Source organism: Mycobacterium gallinarum (assembly GCF_010726765.1).
Classification (GTDB): Bacteria; Actinomycetota; Actinomycetes; order Mycobacteriales; family Mycobacteriaceae; genus Mycobacterium; species Mycobacterium gallinarum.
Map to the genome: position 1 here is coordinate 4,065,800 of NZ_AP022601.1, position 16,042 is coordinate 4,081,841.

Below are 16,042 nucleotides of genomic sequence, written 5' to 3' on the forward strand. Positions count from 1 at the left end.
ACTACGTTGGATGCCATGGCATCAGACGACGTGATGGAATGGGACGACGCCTACCAGGAAGTGGCCAATTCCAAGGGCCGCCGCCGTGGAACATCGGTGAGCCGCAGCCGGAGCTCGCTGCGTTGATCAGGAGCGGGAAGATCCGCGGCGACGTGCTCGACGCCGGGTGTGGAGTCGCAGAATTGTCGCTGGCGTTGGCCGCCGAGGGTCACACGGTCGTCGGGATCGACCTGACGCCGACGGCCGTCGCGGCTGCCACCAGGGCCGCCGAGGAGCGCGGTTTGACCAGCGCGTCGTTCGTCCAGGGCGACATCACGTCGTTCACCGGATACGACGGACGGTTCAACACGATCGTGGACAGCACCCTGTTTCATTCGCTGCCGGTAGACGGCCGCGACGGGTATCTGCATTCGGCGTACCGGGCGGCAGCCCCGGGGGCGGTGTTCTACATACTCGTGTTCGCCAACGGGGCGTTCCCGCCGGGAGCGGAATTCGGCCCGAACACCGTCAGCGAGGAGGAGCTGCGCCAAGCCGTCTCGAAGTACTGGATCATCGACGAGATCCGGCCCGCGTTCATCCACGCCAACATGTCCTCAGCCATGCCCGCCGACGCCCCGTTCACGTTGCCGCCCTTCGAGAACGACGACAAGGGCAGGCAGAAAATGCCCGCGTTTCTGCTCACCGCGCACAAGGGCGACACCGGAGCCGCGCAGCCGGCGACATCCGCCTAGGTCACAGCCGCCAGCGCCTTGACGAACTGCTCGAGGTCTTCAGCGGTGACATCGACGTGCGGTGACGCCCGAAGCACGGGCGCCGCCATCTCGAACGGGGCCCGCAGCGTCTCGGCGTAGGTGGTGACGATGCCGTGCTCGGCGATCAGCTGCGCCCGCACCTGCTGCGGGTCGGCCCCGTCGACGGGCTCCAGTGTCGTGATCGCCGTCGGTTCGTCGGCCGCCTCGACCACCCGCCAGCCCCTGACATCGGCAAGGGCCTCGCGCGTCATCGCGCCCACCTCGGCAAGCCGTTCGCCGACCCGTTCGGGTCCGGCCGCCAGGTACTCGCCCAGCGCCACCGAATAGCCAACGCGGGCAGCCACATTGGCTTCACCGTGTTCGAGCCGTTCCATGACGGTGAGCGACATGCCCCACTCCGGCGGGGGCAGCCGAGGTTTGAGTCGCTGCGCGAGATCCGCGCGCACCCCCAAGAATCCGACACCGCGTGGACCGGCCACCCACTTGCGTGACGAACTGTAGATCGCCGAAGGCGCGACGGCGCAGTCGAGATGGCCCAGCGCCTGCGCCGCGTCGATCACCAGCGGAACGTCCAGGTCTCGGCACACGTCCGCCAGCGCCGCCATCGGCTGGGCGGTACCGCGGTGGCTGGCCAAGGCCGTCAGGTGCACCAGCGGTGGCCGGTCGGCCTTCAGTGTCTCGGCGGCGGCCTCGACGTCGAGCCGGCCGTCAGCGTCGACGGGCAGCGGGCGTACGTCAAAACCGTTGGCGGCCATGATCGCCAGGTTCGGTCCGTACTCACCGGGCAGACAGGCCAGGGTGCGCTCACCCGGCCAGCTGGACAGCAGCATGTCGAGCGCGTTGTTGGCGCCGGTGGTGTAGGCGATGTCGGCACCCTCCAGACCGGTCAGCGCGCCGAGCGCTGCACGACCGGCGTCCAGCACCGGGGCGGCGGCCGCGGCGGCGACATATCCGCCGACCTCGGCTTCGTGACGGGCATGCTGCGCCGCGGCGTCGATGACCGCGAACGTCTGCCGCGAGCACGCCGCACTGTCCAGATGCACACCCGCAACGGGCGGCCTGGCCGCGCGCCACTGCTCGGCGAGGCTCTCGGACATCACCGCTCCGACAGTGACAGGCCGAAGTCACCGGCGCTGTCGGTCCACCAATGTGTCCGGCGCAGGCCGGAGTCGGCCAGTTCGGCGGCGACGCCGTCAGGGCGGAACTTGCACGACACCTCGGTGAGCATCTCCTCACCGTCGGCGAACTCGATCGCGAGGTCGAGTGCCTTCACCTGCACCCGCTGGGCGTGGCCGGCGCGCAGCCACATCTCTATGCGCTCCTCGTCGGTGTTCCATTTCGCGATGTGCTCGAACGAGTCGAGGTCGAAGTCCGCGTCCAGCTCACGGTTGACCACGGCCAGCACGTTGCGGTTGAACTGTGCGGTGACGCCTGCGCTGTCGTCGTAAGCGCGCACCAGTCGATCGGCGTCCTTGACCAGATCGGTGCCCAGCAGCAGACTGTCGCCGGGCTGCAGCGTCTCCGCCAACGCGGTGAGGAACTCGGCGCGCGGCCCGGGCGTGAGGTTTCCGATCGTCGACCCGAGGAAGACGACCAGCCGGCGGCCAACCCGGGGGATCTTGCCCAGATGCTCCTCGAAGTCGCCGCACACCGCGTCGATCTCGATGCCCGGGTATTCCTTCTCGATGGCGGATCCGGCGGCCTTGAGTACCGACGCGTCGACGTCGAACGGTATGAACCGCCGCAGGGATCCGTTGTCGCGCAGGGCATCGAGCAGCATACGGGTCTTCTCCGACGTGCCGCTGCCCAGCTCGACGAGCGTGTCCGCCCCCGACGCGGCCACGATCTCGGCCGACCGCTCGCGCAGGATCTGCGCCTCGGTGCGCGTGGGATAGTACTCGGGCAAACGGGTGATCTGGTCGAACAGATCGCTACCCGCGGAGTCATAGAACCACTTGGGCGGCAACGATTTCGGGGTCTGCGTCAAACCGTCGCGCACATCGCGGCGCAGCGCTTGTCCTGCCGAGTCGGCTGACAAGTAGTTCGAGAGGGCGAACGTCATCACGATCCTTTCAGCGGGATCAGTTCGATGTCCCGGCCGAGAACCGAGACCAGGTGGCGATCGGGGATTTCCTGCCAGCCGGGGTTGTCATCGTAGGGCTCGCTGGCCAACACGACGCCGTCGTCACGTCTCAGCGCCGAAAGGGTGTCGCCCCACGTGGTGGCCAGCAGGCGAGAACCGTTGCCCGCCAGTATGTTCAGGCGGGCATTGGGGTCCGCGGCGGCGACCTCGACGATGGTGTCCCCGAGCGCGTCCAGCCCGCGCTCGAAGATCAGCGCCGCCAACACCGCGCTATCGCAGGTCGATTCGGCCTTCGCCGACAACGGCAGGACCGCGCGGTCGACGAGCCCGTTGTGCGACAGCAGCCAGTGACCGTCGGTGAAAGGTGCCGACGCCGACGGCTCGATGGGCATGCCGACGCTCGCAGAGCGTACGGCCGCGACGATGCACCCGCTGCGCAACGCGGGCGCCACCGACGCGAACGATGCGTCTCCCCACAGCGGTGCGGCGCTGCGCCAGCGTCGCGGTGTGTGTTCGTCGAAGAACCCGACCCCCCAGCCGTCGGCGTTCATCAGGCCATGCTTCTGTCGCCGCGGTGAATACGACTGCACCAGAAGGCCGTTCGCCGGCTCCAGCAGCAGTGACGCGACGGACACCGACCTGCCGAGCCAGCCGAGGTGACGGCACATCAGGCTCGATCTTCCTCGACGGACCACGCCAGACGCACACCGGAGAAGATCTGCCTGCGGATCGGATGGTCCCAGTTGCGGAAGCTGGGCCGCAGGATGCTCGGCGCGACCGCCCACGACCCGCCGCGCAGCACCTTGTAGTCGCCATCCCCAGACCCCTCGAAGAACGGGGCGGAGTACTGCTCGTAGAGCATCGGGGTGAAGCCCGGCCACGGCCGCAGCGGCGACGTGGTCCACTCCCACACGTCGCCCAGCATCTGTTCGGCGCCGTACGCCGATGCGCCCGCCGGATACGCGCCCACCGGCGCGGGCCGCAGCGCGTCGCCGCCGAGGTTCGCCAGATGTGCCGTCGGTTCCGACGATCCCCAGGGATAGCGGCGTCGTGCCTGCACCGCGGGATCCCATGCGCAGGCCTTCTCCCACTCCTGCTCGGTGGGTAGCCGCGCACCCGCCCATGCGGCGTATGCCTCGGCTTCGAAGAAGGTGACGTGCTGGACGGGTTCGTCGGCGGGGATGGCCTCGACATGTCCGAAGCGGGTGCGGGTACCGTCCAGGTTCCAGAATTGCGGCGCCCGCAGATCCGAGTCCTGCCGGTGCGCCCAGCCGCGTTCGGACCACCAGTGCCGTTGGTCGTAGCCGCCGTCGTCGACGAAGTCGCGCCACTCGCCGTTGGTGACGGGCACCGTGCCGATGCGGAAGGCGGGCAGGTCGACCACGTGCGCGCAACGCTCGTTGTCCAGCGAGTGCGGCTCGGTGACCGCGTCCACTCCGAGGACGAACTCACCGCCGGGGACGAGCACCGACGTACCCGCGACGCCGGCCCGGCCCGACGGCAGCGGCGTTCCCCGGTTCAGCAGCGCGGGCCCGGTCCGCAGGTTCAGCGCCTGCAGCATGGTCTCGTCGTGCTGGTTCTCATGGCTGACCACCAGACCGAAGACGAACTCCGCCTCAGAATCCGCGCGGCCTTCGGGCAACGCGTCGAGGCGGTCGAGCGCCTTGTTGCGCACGGTCGAGCAGTACGACCTGGCTTCGGCCGGCGACAGCAACGGTAGGTCAACGCGGCTGGCGCGGGAGTTGAGGAACGCGTCGTAGCACCGCTCCACCGCGGGATCGAGGAGTCCTGGCCGGCCGGGGTCGTTGCCCCGCAGCAGCCACAGCTCTTCCTGCCAGCCGATGTGGGCGAGGTCCCACACGAGCGGGCTCATCAACGGGTCGTACTGGCGGTGAAGTTCGGCGTCGTCGAACTCGACCAGCCGCAGAGTCCGGTCGCGGGCCGTCGTGAGTTCGCGGGCGAGTCTCTCGCGTACCGTCACAACTCCCCTTGCGCCAGTTGCGTGACCGCCGGTGCGATCCCGTACTTCACGACCCGGTCGGAGAAATCGTCGGCCGGGCACCGTCCCTGTTCCACCGAACGCACCAACTGCTGCATCGATTCCTCGAGTTCGGCGGGCGCACGTTCGGCGGCCGCCTGCACACATACCGCGGCGGCGTCGGCGAGCCTGCGGTCACCGAGGCCAATCTGCGCGGCGCGGTCCCACGCCGTCGCAACGGATTCGGTGGCCTCCGCGGCGATATCGGCCGCCGCCGGATCGTCGAGCAGCGTGACGAGCGTGAACACCACGGCGGGCCACACTGCGTCCGGGACGCTGTCGAGGTAGCGGATCTCGAGCCAGCGCCGCGGCCGGACGGGCGGGAACAGCGTGGTCAGGTGGTAATCCAAATCGCTGCGCGTCGGCCTGCGGTCGCCGAGCAGCACGCGGCCGTCAGCCCAGTCGGCGAACGGCACCCACGTGGTCAGCGGGATCACCTCGGGACTCTTGACGAGCATGACCGGCGCCTTCAGCGCGTAGCGGGCCCAGTCGCGGGCCGGGTCGTCACCGCTGGCGCCGAGGACGGGTCCGCAGCGCGCCGAGTCCAGCTGACTCCATACGTGTTGGCGTGCCGACCGCCATCCGGCGAACTTGCCACCGAGCAGGGGTGAGTTGGCGGCGATCGCGATCATGGTCGGCCCGAGTGCGTGCGCGAGCCGCACCCGGTCGGCCCAGCCAGCGTGTGGACCCGCGTCGACGTTGATCTGGATCGACGCCGTCGACGTCATCATGGCCGCGCCGGCGGCTCCGGTGTCGCTGGCCTTGAAGAACGTCTCCATCGCCTGGTAGCGAGCTCCGGGGTTGACGCGTTTGGCCGGCCGCAGCGGATCGGCGCCGAGCAGCACCAGCCCCAGACCCGCCTGCGCGAACGTCGCGCGCAGCGCGGCACGGTCGGCCTGCATCGCGGCGATGGCCGGCAGCGGACCGACCATCGGCGGACCCGACAACTCGACGGCACCGCCGGGTTCGACGGTCACCGCACTACCCCCGGGCAACGCCGAAATGCCACCGATGATCTCGGTGATTTCATTCCAGCCAGGCCGGCGCGTGGGCTCCGCCAGGTCGAAGCAATGCGCCTCGACCTCCAGGCCCACCCGGCCTACGGGACCGTCGTTCAGACAGTGGTCACTGATGTGGCGGTGCGCGTCGTTGGCGCTGGTCAGTTCGCCATTCGGGGGTTCGATCGGATGTGCGTCGTCCACCTCGGACGTCATGGCGAAGGTCATGTCTTCCGGCCCCTTCCGGGTAGGGAACGATCGTGTCCTTCAGTACATCTTCCAGACCGCACCGACAAAGTCCCACGAAATTTTCTGTGACGTCGTTGGTGGGTGTACCCAGATGTTCGCGCGGTTACTGACCCAAGGTGTTCTGCATGGCACCGGCCAGCACGTTCACCGCTGGACCCCCGTTACCGGACTGACAGACTTTCGCCTGTAGCAGAACGTTCTCGCGCTTACGCGTCGTGTTGAAGCAGCGGCGGTCGGTGGCTTGGCCCGGTGTCGCCGGCGGCCCGGCTCCGATCTCCTGCTTGACCCAGTCCGCGTCGGTGGCGCCGGCCGGACCGCCGGTGAAGGTCCACACCTGGGTCGACATGTTGTCCAGGTGCATCGCGGTGGTCTGGCCGTTGCAGCCCAGAGTGCGGTCGACGAGGCGGCGGAAAGCCCGGTCGGCGGCGTCATTGGTGGCGAAGACGCCGACCGCCTGCTTGACGAAATGGGTCTGGTCGCTGGGCCCGGTCTGCGCCACCGCGCCGTTGAACGACGCCAGGTCCGGATCCGCGTAGACGTCGGGCAGACCCACGTCGGCCCAGTTGTTGCACGCGGCGTTGTCGACATAGAACGACTGGAACGGCGCGGTGAACGTCGACTCGAACCGCATCGGCGCCCCGATGATGTTGCCCACCGAACCCTTGGCCAGCACCGCGTAATTCACGACGCCCGGATCGGACGGTCGCGCCGAAGCCTCCCCCGGCGGCGCCGTCAACGACAGGCCGGCGGCAACACCGACGCCGGCGAGGACGGCGAGCCGCCGAGGCATCACGAACTAGACCTTCGCCGACAGCTTGACGTCGATGTTGCCGCGAGTGGCCTTGGAGTACGGGCAGAACTGGTGTGCCTTCTCCATCAGCTCCTCCGCGGCGGCCTGCTCGAAGCCGGGCAGGTAGCCGATCAGGTGGGCGTTGATGGCGAACCCGCCGTCGGGGTCCTTACCGAATCCGACCTGCGCGGTGATCGCGCTGGCATCGTCGACGTCGATCTTCTCCTTGCCCGCGACCGCACGCAGCGCGCCGAGGAAGCACGCGGCGTAGCCGGCCGAGAACAACTCCTCGGGGTTGGTGCCTACGCCGCTGCCACCCATCTCTTTTGGATGGTTGGTGTCCAGGTCGATACGGCCGGTCGAGGACTTCACATGGCCTTCGCGGCCGCCTCCGGTCGCGGTGGATTCTGACGTGAAAACAACTTCGATGCTCATGGCCCTGATCATGCCAGCCCTGCTGCAGACGGCAAGGTGGCCGTCTGCCCGCTAGCCGTCGGCGCCGCCCTGTTTGGCGCGTACGCCTTCCTCGATCTTCTTACCGAGATCGGGGTCGACGTTCGTCCAGTACTGGAAGACACGCGATAGCACCGGCTCGCGAACGCCATCAAGGACGTGCCCGATGATGTTGTGTGCCAATCGATCCCGAGCGGCGTCGTCGAGGACTTCGCGGACCAGTGTGCCCGCCTGTCCCCAGTCGTCGTCCTCGGCGCGCAGGGCATAGGCCGTGCGAACCATGTCCCCATCGGACGCCCAGTGCACCTCGGCAGCGCGCTTCGGGTCGACCTCCGGGCCGCCCATCGAGTTCGGCGTGTAGACGGGGTCGGTCGCATTGCGGATACGCATCGCGCCGTCCTTGGAATACGCGCGCACCTCTGTGTGCGGCTCGTTGACGGGAATCTGCTTGTAGTTGACGCCGAGCCTGGCGCGGTGGGCATCGGAGTAGGAGAACCCGCGGGCCAGCAGCATCTTGTCCGGGCTCAATCCGGTGCCGGGCACGATGTTGTTCGGCTCGAAGGCGGCCTGCTCCATCTGCGCGTGGTAGTCCTCGACGTTGCGGTTCAGGGTCATCTTCCCGACTTCGTGCAGCGGGTAGTCGCCATGCGGCCACACCTTGGTGAGGTCGAAGGGATTGAACCGGTAGGTCTTGGCGTCCTCGAACGGCATGATCTGCACGTGCAAGGTCCAGCTCGGGAAGTTGCCGTCCTCGATCGAGGTGAACAGGTCGCGCTGGTGGTAGTCGCCGTCCTCGCCGGCCAGCCGATCGGCGTCCTCCTGGGTGAGGAAGTCGATGCCCTGGTCGGTCTTGAAGTGGTACTTGACCCAGAACAGCTCGTCGTTGGCGTTGAGCCAGCTGTAGGTGTGGCTGGAGTAGCCGTTCATGTGCCGCCACGTCTTGGGGATGCCGCGGTCACCCATCAGCCAGGTGACCTGGTGCGCAGACTCCGGGGATAGCGTCCAGAAGTCCCACTGCATGTGGTGGTCGCGAAGATTGTTGGCGGCCATCCGCTTCTGCGAGCGGATGAAGTTCTGGAATTTCATCGGGTCACGCACGAAGAACACCGGGGTGTTGTTGCCGACCATGTCGAAGTTGCCGTCGGACGTGTAGAACTTCAGCGCGAACCCGCGCGGGTCACGCCAGGTGTCCGGGCTGCCGCGCTCACCGGCGACGGTGGAGAACCTGGCGACCATCTCGGTCTTGGCGCCGGGCTGCAGAAACGCCGCCTTGGTCCACTGGCTGACGTCATGGGTGACCTCGAACTGACCGAACGCACCGCCGCCCTTGGCGTGGGGCTGCCGCTCGGGAATGCGTTCCCGATTGAAGTTGGCCATCTGCTCGATCAGGTAGTGGTCCTGGAGCAGGATCGGGCCGTCGGGGCCGACGGTCAGTGAATGTTCGACGCTGGGGGCCGGGGCCCCGGCATCTGTGGTAGTGAACTTCTCGGTCATCAGGTGTCATCTCCTCGAGGAGGCTGTGGGCTGTGCCTCGTCGTGTTGATTCACCCTGAATGGATCGGTTCCAAACATCGCTGGACATCGAAATCCGCTTTTTGCAGACGGTTACTCGAACTTTCTCTGCATAAAGCGGATTCGACGAGGGCTAGGGGCGCGACGGCGGCGTCGCGCCCGGGGATGACGGCGGCGGCTCGGAACGAGGACCACCGGGGCCGAAACCCGGGCCGGGGCCGAACTCGCCGCGCGGCATCATCGGGAACATGCCCGGCGGGGGCGGTCCGCGGTGGATGAACGCCATACCGCCGTCACCCCCTGGGCCACCGTGTCCGCCGCGGTGCCCTGAACTCTGAGCTCCGAGGATGAACCCGGAGAAGAAGATGACCGCGACGATGAACACCACACCCGCGACGATGCCGACCCAGGCGGCGACGAGGGTCGCCTTGGACCGCCGGGGTTCCCCGCGCACCACGGGCTGTGCGGGGGGCGCGGTGACGACGGGGCCGGTCGCGGGTTCCGGGGATGCCGATGTTTCGCTCATGCCCACGATCATGCCCACCGTACTGATGTGCCCGTCATGTATCGCCTATGAATCAGCTGTGTGCGGAATGGGATCGGCTCTGTCAGGGGGTGCGTCATCGCTGAAGAAATGGCCCGAGCATGCCGGGAACAGGTAATCGCCCAAAGGCAGAGTTCGCTTGTGGGAGGGAAGGTTTTGCCATCCGGCAGGCAAGGTTTTCGACGTTTGGCGGCCCCCGGGCCGGGTAGTTCTGGCGCCATGACCTCGCTATGGCTGGCCGACGCGGCCGAATCCGCCGGTACTCCGCGCGACGAGATTCTCCGGGATGCCTCCGACGTGGTGGTCGTCGGCGCGGGGATCACCGGCCTCACCACAGCTGTGCTGCTGGCCAGGGCGGGTAAACGCGTCACCGTCGTCGAAGCCCAGTACGTCGGTGCCGGGGCGACCGGTAACACCACGGGGAAGGTGAGCCTGCTGCAGGGCACCAAGCTCTCACGTATCGCCAAGAAGCACGGGCAAGAGGTGCTGCGGGATTACGTCACCGGAAATACCGAGGGCCGCGAGTGGCTACTTCGCTACTGCGAGGAACACGGTCTCGATGTCCAGCGCGAAGACGACTATGCCTACGCCCAGGCGGCCGACGGCGTGGACACCGCGAGGTCGGTGCTGTCAGCCGCCAGGGCAGCCGGACTCGACAGCGCCGAGTGGGTCGAGCAGGCGGACGTTCCGTTCCCGTTCCGCGGCGGGGTTCGACTGCCGGACCAGGCGCAGATCGATCCCATGCCGTTCCTCAACCGTCTGGTGACCGAGCTCGAAACGCATGGCGGCACGTTGCTGCAGGGTGTTCGAGTCACTTCGATCTCCGGCACGGGTCCACTGCAGGTTTCCGTGCAGCTACCGGAAACCTCAGAGCAGCAACAGGTTTCTCTGACGGCGCAGCAGGTTGTGCTCGCGACCGGCATCCCGATCTTGGACCGAGGCGGATTCTTCGCCAGGGTCAAGCCCCAGCGCTCCTACTGCCTGGCGTTCGACGTACCCGGCGACATCACCCGTTCCATGTTCCTCTCCGTGGACTCGCCTACTCGCTCGGTGCGCTACGCGCCGACTGCCGGGGGAGAAAAGCTCGTCGTCGGCGGCGCTGGGCATACCGTCGGACGCGCCGATTCAGCGGCGGCCGGTATCGAAGAGCTGACGAAATGGGCCGTCCTGCACTATCCGGGCGCCGTTCGGACCCACGTCTGGTCCGCCCAGGACTACACGCCGATCGACGAGCTCCCGTATGTGGGGCCGCTGCTGCCGAAGTTCGACAGAATCTTCGTCGCTACAGGTTTCGACAAGTGGGGGATGTCCAACGGCGTCGCGGCGGCGCTGGCGCTCTCGTCGCAGATGCTCGGCGGCCGGATGGACTGGCGTCGCGCGTTCGCGAGTTGGAGCCCACATGAAGCCGCCGGCCTCGCCACAGCGCTGATGTCGAACCTCGAGGTGGGGTTCAACTTGGCCAAGGGCTGGGTGACGCCGATCGTCGCCTCGACGGCCACGCCGAGCGAAGGCGACGGCGTGGTGACCGGACCTCCTTGGCACCTGCGCGCACAGAGCACGGTCAACGGTGAGACGCACGTTGTCTCTCCCGTGTGTCCGCACCTCGGCGGCATCGTGAGCTGGAACGACGCGGACTGCACCTGGGAGTGCCCGCTGCACGGCTCCCGTTTCGCCCCCGACGGCAGCCTGCTCGAGGGCCCCGCCACCAAGTCTTTGACGGCCTGAGCTCACGCGCGGAGTCACACTTGTTCGGCCTGTCCTACGAGGTCAACGGCTGTGACGAACTTCGTTGAATGGATAGCGCCGACCCGGGGTAATCCCCAACCATGCACCGAGAATCCAGCCACGTCTTGGCGCAGACACTGGGAAACCTGGCCGTCGAGATGCAGGGCCAGGCGGACAGCCAAGACACTTTGCAGACCATTGTCGACGCGGCCGCGGAAATCGTGCCTGGGGCGCGGTGGGCCGGCATCTCTCTCATCGACGGCGAACGAGTGGTCGTCAAAGTCCCGACCGATCCGATCGTCGCCAAGCTGGAAGATTTGCAGGTGGAGTTGGGCGACGGCCCCTGCCTCACGGCCCTGAGAGATCAGCAGACCGTGCGCATCGACGATACGAAATTCGATACCAGATGGCCGCAATTCGCAAACCAGGCAGTGGAACTGGGCGTGCGAAGCGTGCTGTCATTTCAGCTGTTCGTGCGGCGCGGCAAGCTCGGCGCCCTCAACGTGTACGGCACTGAGGCCGGTGGGTTCAGCGACGATTCGGTGGAGACCGGAATGATCCTGGCCCGGCACGCTGCTGTCGCGATGGCGGACTCGGCGGCGGCGGTCCAGTTCCAGACGGGACTTGCCAGCCGCGACATCATCGGGCAGGCCAAGGGGTTGCTCATGCAGCGCGACAACCTCACCGGAGTGCAGGCTTTCGCCATGCTGACCCGCGCATCGCAGGAAACCAACATCAAGCTCGTAGACGTGGCCCGCTGGCTGGTCACCGAGCACGAGGAGGGCTTGTCAAGGTCTGATTAGGGTTTGAACGGGTTCACCGCGAATTGGATGACCCGGTACGGCGTCCCGCCGCGGGCGGTGGTGTTCCACTGGCTGACGAACACCCTCAGTTCGTCCAGAGTGGAACCGGGTGAAATGTATCCGCCGTAGGGCTGTGCCAACCGGTTGTTCTCCGGCGGCCCAAGGTGTTCCACGGGATTCGGCCATTCGGTGGCCACGACGACCGTCGTCACCGGGGCTGTCCCCAGACCGGTCGGGTCATGGGCGACTCGCACCTCCATGTTCCCGGTGGTCGCGTTGAAGTACGACAGCACCGTCTTGCCGTCGATCTGGCGGATGCTCATCTCACCGATCATGTCCGGCCACAACGGAGTTGGCGGCTGCCCCCAGCCCAGTTCCGTCGACCAGCCCTGCCAGCTGGAGCGATCGGTGAAGGTCTTGGGCTGCGCGCGATACAACACCAACGGTCCAGTGCGGTCGAAGTTGTTCGCGACGATGTACACCCATCCGCTCTCGGAGTCCGGCCGAGGGATCGGGTCGTAGTAGCCACTGATCTGCGACTGCCAAGAGTTCTCATAGGTCGCGTCGCGGACCGAACCTGGAACTGTCTGCCAGTTACTCTGTGCGGCATCCGCTTTCACCAGTCGCGATGTCAGCGGCTTGAGGTCGCGCACTGTGGTCACCAACAGGTAGTTCTCGCGGTTTATCTGCACCACGCCGGCGGGTAGCTGTGAGGTCCCCGGCTCGGTGGGATCGCCCAGCAGCGGCTTGTCGATACCCCTCACCGCGTCGTAGCGCACACCGTTGGGATCGTCGATCGAATCGGATTCGACGTGCAGCGCGATCGGCGAATACCACCCGCCGAAGCCGACCGCCTGGCCGGCGAAACTGTCACCGCAGACCTGAAGGATGCCGCTGGGAAACTCCATGAACTCGCAGAGGTCGGTGGCACCGATACCGTAATCCCTTGTCGGCGTACCCGTCCCGGCCGTTGGGCCGATTCGGATGACCTGACCGGGCGCGAGCGGATGCAGGACCGGATCAGGGATGGGCGACGGCGGATCCGCGTGGGCCCATGGGGACGACGCCAGCCATAGACCGATGGCTGCGCCTGCGACGGCCCAGCGGGAAGTCACCCGACGTTCAGAGCTCGGCGGCCAGCAGCTCGGCGATCTGAATGGTGTTCAGCGCCGCACCTTTTCGCAGGTTGTCGCCCGACAGGAACAACGCCAACCCGCGGCCCTCCGGCACTCCGGGATCCTGGCGGATACGGCCGACCAACGTCTCGTCGATGCCGGCGGCCGCCAGTGGGGTGGGCACATCCACCAGTTTCACCCCCGGCGCGTCGGCCAGCAGTTCGGTTGCGCGCGCGACGGATAGCGGCTCGGCGAACTCGGCGTTGATCGACAGCGAATGGCCCGTGTACACCGGAACCCGCACGCACGTACCGCTCACCAGAAGGTCCGGGATGCCGAGGATCTTGCGGCTCTCGTTGCGCAGCTTCTGGTCCTCGTCGGTCTCACCGGAACCGTCGTCCACGAGTGCACCCGCGAGCGGCACCACGTTGAAGGCGATCGGCGCGACGTACTTCGCCGGGGCCGGGAAGTCGAGTGCGCTCCCGTCGGCCACCAGGTCCCTGCTGTTGGCGACGACGGCGCTGGCCTGCGCATGCAGCTCCTCCACGCCCGCGATTCCACTGCCCGAGACCGCCTGGTAGGTGGACGCGATCATGCGCACCAGAGACGCCTCGTCGTGCAGCACCTTCAGCACCGGCATCGCGGCCATCGTCGTGCAGTTCGGGTTGGCGATGATGCCCCGCTTGAGAGACCGAGCGCGGTTTCCGATATCGCGTGCGAAGTTGACCTCGCTGACGACCAGCGGGACGTCGGGGTCCTTGCGCCATGCCGAGGAGTTGTCGATGACGACGGCGCCGGCCTCGGCGAACCGGGGAGCCTGCACTTTCGACATCGTCGCGCCCGCCGAGAACAACGCGATGTCCAGCCCTGCCGGATCTGCGGTCTCGGCGTCCTCGACCTCGATCTCCTGGCCGCGGAAGGGCAGCTTCTTGCCCTGGGAACGCGACGACGCGAAGAACCGCACGCTGGTGGCGGGAAAGTCGCGCTCCTCCAGCAGCGTGCGCATGACCTGGCCGACCTGCCCGGTCGCGCCGACTACTCCGATGTTGACCATCTTTGATCCCGTCGCTTCGTCCCCCTACGCTACGCGCGGGAGGTACCCCCACACCTTGGACCTAACGTCCCGTTCCCGCGTACACAACAGCCTCCTCGTCACCGCCGAGGCCGAACGCCTCGTGCAGCGCGACGACGGCCTTGTCCAGCTCAGTGTCCTTGACCAACACCGAGATTCGGATCTCGGAGGTGGAGATGAGGTCGATGTTCACCCCGACCTCGGCGAGCGCCTCACAGAACTTCGCGGTGACGCCGGGGTGGCTGCGCATACCCGCACCGACGAGCGACACCTTGCCGATGTGGTCGTCGTAGAGCACCTTGGAGAAGCCGATCTCGTCCTGCAGGGCGGTCAGCTTCTCCACCGCGCCCGGCCCGCTCTCGCGCGAGCAAGTGAACGTGATGTCGGTCTTACCGTCCTCGACCTTGGAGATGTTCTGCAGCACCATGTCGATGTTCACGTCGGCGTCGGCGACCGCACGGAACACCTTGGCGGCGTAGCCGGGAACGTCGGGCAGGGCCACGACGGTGACCTTGGCCTCGCTGCGGTCATGCGCGACTCCGGTCAGGATGGCGTCTTCCATCGGGATGTCCTCCATCGATCCTTTGACGAGAGTGCCTGGCTTGTCCGTGTACGACGAGCGGACGTGAATCGGAACGTCGTAGCGACGGGCGTATTCCACGCAGCGCAGCATCAGCACCTTGGCCCCGCAGGCGGCCATCTCGAGCATCTCCTCGAAGCTCACGGTGTCGAGGTGCTTGGCGTTGGGCACGATGCGGGGGTCCGCGGTGAAGATGCCGTCGACATCGGTGTAGATCTCGCACACGTCGGCGTTCAGCGCCGCGGCGAGCGCGACGGCGGTGGTATCGGATCCGCCGCGGCCGAGCGTGGTGACGTCCTTGCTGTCCTGGCTGACCCCCTGGAATCCGGCGACCAGGACTATCAGACCCTGGTCGAGCGCTTCCTGGAGACGGCCGGGGGTGACGTCGATGATCTTGGCGTTGCCGTGGGTCCCGGTCGTGATCACGCCGGCCTGCGATCCGGTGAACGACCGCGCCTGCGCACCGAGCGAGTCGATGGCCATCGCGACCAGCGCGTTCGAGATCCGCTCACCCGAGGTCAGCAGCATGTCCATCTCGCGCGCGGGCGGGGCCGGGGAGACCTGCCGGGCCAGATCGAGCAGGTCGTCGGTGGTGTCACCCATCGCCGACACCACGACGACGACGTCGTGACCTGCCTTCTTGGTCTCGACGATGCGCTCGGCGACGCGGCGGATCCGCTCGGCGTCCGATACCGAGGATCCGCCGTACTTCTGCACGACGAGCGCCACTGGGCATGCCTTTCAGGTGGTTGGGACCGCGGTCATGGGTCCGGCACAATCCCAACAAGGATAAGGGTTTGACGCACCCTATTTTGTCCGCCGGTCAGCTGCAGGCGTCCGCCAGCTGGCTGAGTCCGTCCCCGATGCGCTTGTTCAGAAGCGTCATCTCGAAAAACGACGGCGGCGCAGGCGCGCCCGGCGCGTGATTCTCAGACTCGGCCCTCGCCCGCGGAAGCATCGCGACGAATTTGGAGGCCGCATCGGCGACCTGGATGGCGGTGGCCGCGAGGTTGGGGTCGTTGATGTTCTGTGCACGCTGGGCCATACCGTCGGCCCATTGCTGGTACGCGGCGTCCTCGGCCACCGTCGGTACAGCCGGGTCGCTGTCGGATTCCTTAGAGGCGATCAGCTCGCCCTGTGACTTGTTGTAGTCGAGGAAGGCCTGCACGGGCTTGCACTCCTCGGAGGGCCCGTCGAAGAAGACATTCGATACCACGAACGCGATCACGACGATGACGACGACGACTATGGCGAGCCACCAGCGTCGGTCGAGTCTCATTGCTGAAACTCTAGCGACCCGCCGACTATTAACGCGCAGGCAACATCGC

15 protein-coding genes and 1 pseudogene are annotated in these 16,042 nt (G+C 66.9%); 3 read left to right on the plus strand and 13 right to left on the minus strand.

What is annotated here, in order from left to right; genetic code table 11:
- The first annotated feature begins 15 nt into the window (after positions 1–15).
- Positions 16–731: pseudogene (locus tag G6N42_RS19990) on the plus strand (methyltransferase domain-containing protein).
- Here G6N42_RS19990 and egtE read toward each other — a convergent pair.
- From egtE to G6N42_RS20035, 9 genes are all read right to left on the minus strand, one after another.
- Positions 728–1,849 (minus strand): ergothioneine biosynthesis PLP-dependent enzyme EgtE, encoded by a 1,122-nt coding sequence (egtE, locus tag G6N42_RS19995; protein WP_163731865.1) that lies wholly within the window; start codon positions 1,847–1,849, stop codon positions 728–730. The pseudogene G6N42_RS19990 and the gene egtE overlap by 4 nt on opposite strands.
- Positions 1,849–2,814: an L-histidine N(alpha)-methyltransferase gene (egtD, locus tag G6N42_RS20000; RefSeq protein ID WP_163731868.1), complete on the minus strand. Its 966-nt coding sequence runs from the start codon at positions 2,812–2,814 to the stop codon at positions 1,849–1,851. The genes egtE and egtD overlap by 1 nt, the downstream gene beginning before the upstream one ends.
- The gene (gene egtC / locus G6N42_RS20005) at positions 2,814–3,503 is read right to left on the minus strand and encodes an ergothioneine biosynthesis protein EgtC (protein WP_163731871.1); all 690 of its coding nucleotides are present in this window, start codon (positions 3,501–3,503) and stop codon (positions 2,814–2,816) included. The genes egtD and egtC overlap by 1 nt, the downstream gene beginning before the upstream one ends.
- Positions 3,503–4,816 carry an ergothioneine biosynthesis protein EgtB gene (gene egtB / locus G6N42_RS20010; RefSeq protein ID WP_163731874.1) on the minus strand — a complete coding sequence of 438 codons (1,314 nt, stop codon included), beginning with the start codon at positions 4,814–4,816 and terminating at the stop codon, positions 3,503–3,505. The genes egtC and egtB overlap by 1 nt, the downstream gene beginning before the upstream one ends.
- Positions 4,813–6,099 carry an ergothioneine biosynthesis glutamate--cysteine ligase EgtA gene (gene egtA / locus G6N42_RS20015; protein WP_163731877.1) on the minus strand — a complete coding sequence of 429 codons (1,287 nt, stop codon included), beginning with the start codon at positions 6,097–6,099 and terminating at the stop codon, positions 4,813–4,815. The genes egtB and egtA overlap by 4 nt, the downstream gene beginning before the upstream one ends.
- Positions 6,100–6,223: 124 nt before the next feature.
- A complete protein-coding gene (locus tag G6N42_RS20020) occupies positions 6,224–6,910 on the minus strand; it encodes a sensor domain-containing protein (RefSeq protein ID WP_163737860.1) in 687 nt (228 codons plus the stop codon).
- Between the two features lie 6 nt (positions 6,911–6,916).
- Positions 6,917–7,345: an organic hydroperoxide resistance protein gene (locus G6N42_RS20025; protein ID WP_232076201.1), complete on the minus strand. Its 429-nt coding sequence runs from the start codon at positions 7,343–7,345 to the stop codon at positions 6,917–6,919.
- Between the two features lie 51 nt (positions 7,346–7,396).
- Complete coding sequence (locus tag G6N42_RS20030; protein ID WP_163731883.1) at positions 7,397–8,857, minus strand: catalase; 1,461 nt, start codon at positions 8,855–8,857, stop codon at positions 7,397–7,399.
- Positions 8,858–9,008: 151 nt separating this feature from the next.
- Entirely contained in the window at positions 9,009–9,401 is a 393-nt protein-coding gene (locus tag G6N42_RS20035; RefSeq protein ID WP_174262119.1) for a hypothetical protein, read from the minus strand.
- Between the two features lie 237 nt (positions 9,402–9,638).
- Between G6N42_RS20035 and G6N42_RS20040 the strand changes: the two genes are divergently transcribed.
- Together G6N42_RS20040 and G6N42_RS20045 are read left to right on the plus strand one after the other, a co-directional pair.
- Positions 9,639–11,144 (plus strand): FAD-dependent oxidoreductase, encoded by a 1,506-nt coding sequence (locus tag G6N42_RS20040; protein WP_163731886.1) that lies wholly within the window; start codon positions 9,639–9,641, stop codon positions 11,142–11,144.
- 101 nt (positions 11,145–11,245) lie between these two features.
- Entirely contained in the window at positions 11,246–11,947 is a 702-nt protein-coding gene (locus G6N42_RS20045) for a GAF and ANTAR domain-containing protein (protein ID WP_163731890.1), read from the plus strand.
- On the opposite strand, the gene G6N42_RS20050 is transcribed toward G6N42_RS20045, so the two are convergent.
- The 4 genes from G6N42_RS20050 to G6N42_RS20065 form a co-directional block, all read right to left on the minus strand.
- Entirely contained in the window at positions 11,944–13,062 is a 1,119-nt protein-coding gene (locus G6N42_RS20050) for a DUF4185 domain-containing protein (protein WP_163731893.1), read from the minus strand. The two genes, G6N42_RS20045 and G6N42_RS20050, sit on opposite strands and share 4 nt — an antisense overlap.
- Before the next feature lie 7 nt (positions 13,063–13,069).
- Positions 13,070–14,116 (minus strand): aspartate-semialdehyde dehydrogenase, encoded by a 1,047-nt coding sequence (locus G6N42_RS20055; RefSeq protein WP_163731896.1) that lies wholly within the window; start codon positions 14,114–14,116, stop codon positions 13,070–13,072.
- 61 nt (positions 14,117–14,177) lie between these two features.
- Positions 14,178–15,443 (minus strand): aspartate kinase, encoded by a 1,266-nt coding sequence (locus G6N42_RS20060; protein ID WP_163731899.1) that lies wholly within the window; start codon positions 15,441–15,443, stop codon positions 14,178–14,180.
- A 94-nt stretch (positions 15,444–15,537) separates the two neighbouring features.
- Complete coding sequence (locus G6N42_RS20065; RefSeq protein ID WP_163731902.1) at positions 15,538–15,993, minus strand: hypothetical protein; 456 nt, start codon at positions 15,991–15,993, stop codon at positions 15,538–15,540.
- Positions 15,994–16,042 lie beyond the last annotated feature (49 nt).

Bases quoted from the DNA above. Each gene is read 5' to 3' on its own strand.
- G6N42_RS20025 (WP_232076201.1), bottom strand. From the start codon at position 7,345: ATGAGCATCGAAGTTGTTTTCACGTCAGAATCCACCGCGACCGGAGGC.
- G6N42_RS20035 (WP_174262119.1), bottom strand. From the start codon at position 9,401: ATGAGCGAAACATCGGCATCCCCGGAACCCGCGACCGGCCCCGTCGTC.
- G6N42_RS20040 (WP_163731886.1), top strand. From the start codon at position 9,639: ATGACCTCGCTATGGCTGGCCGACGCGGCCGAATCCGCCGGTACTCCG.
- egtC (WP_163731871.1), bottom strand. From the start codon at position 3,503: ATGTGCCGTCACCTCGGCTGGCTCGGCAGGTCGGTGTCCGTCGCGTCA.
- G6N42_RS20055 (WP_163731896.1), bottom strand. From the start codon at position 14,116: ATGGTCAACATCGGAGTAGTCGGCGCGACCGGGCAGGTCGGCCAGGTC.
- egtD (WP_163731868.1), bottom strand. From the start codon at position 2,814: ATGACGTTCGCCCTCTCGAACTACTTGTCAGCCGACTCGGCAGGACAA.
- G6N42_RS20065 (WP_163731902.1), bottom strand. From the start codon at position 15,993: ATGAGACTCGACCGACGCTGGTGGCTCGCCATAGTCGTCGTCGTCATC.
- G6N42_RS20030 (WP_163731883.1), bottom strand. From the start codon at position 8,857: ATGACCGAGAAGTTCACTACCACAGATGCCGGGGCCCCGGCCCCCAGC.
- egtA (WP_163731877.1), bottom strand. From the start codon at position 6,099: ATGACCTTCGCCATGACGTCCGAGGTGGACGACGCACATCCGATCGAA.
- G6N42_RS20045 (WP_163731890.1), top strand. From the start codon at position 11,246: ATGCACCGAGAATCCAGCCACGTCTTGGCGCAGACACTGGGAAACCTG.
- G6N42_RS20020 (WP_163737860.1), bottom strand. From the start codon at position 6,910: ATGCCTCGGCGGCTCGCCGTCCTCGCCGGCGTCGGTGTTGCCGCCGGC.
- egtE (WP_163731865.1), bottom strand. From the start codon at position 1,849: ATGTCCGAGAGCCTCGCCGAGCAGTGGCGCGCGGCCAGGCCGCCCGTT.